The 398-nt window shown below is 72.9% G+C and carries 1 protein-coding gene; it reads right to left on the bottom strand.

Annotation, left to right across the window (positions count from 1 at the left end):
- Positions 1-398: tetratricopeptide repeat protein (locus tag ACIO3O_RS41750; RefSeq protein WP_401755941.1), on the bottom strand; the 398-nt coding region annotated here is incomplete at both ends.

The following is a 398-nucleotide window of genomic DNA, read 5'->3' as shown; positions in this document are numbered from 1 at the left end:
CGAGGCTGCGGAGGGCGTTGGCGAGGCTGCCTCGGCTGGTGAGGGTGTTGGGGTGGTGGGGGTCGAGGGTGCGTTCGCGGTCGGCGAGGGTGGTGCGGTGGAGGTCCGCGGCTTCCTGGTACCGGCCGAGGCTGCGGAGGGCGATGGCGAGGTTGCCTCGGCCGGTGAGGGTGTCCGGGTGGTCGGGGCCGAGGATGTGCTCGCTGGCGGCGAGGGTGGTGCGGTGGAGGTCGGCGGCTTCTTGGTAACGCCCCAGGCTGTGGAGGGCGTGGGCGAGGTTGTTGCGGCTGGTGAGGGTGTCGGGGTGGTCGGGGCCGAGGATGTGCTCGCTGGCGGCGAGGGTGGTGCGGTGGAGGTCGGCGGCTTCTTGGTAACGCCCCAGGCTGTGGAGGGCGTGG

Origin of the sequence: Streptomyces sp. NPDC087440 (assembly GCF_044744005.1) — a bacterium.
GTDB lineage: Bacteria > Actinomycetota > Actinomycetes > Streptomycetales > Streptomycetaceae > Streptomyces.
This window is presented reverse-complemented; position numbering and strand designations above follow the sequence as displayed.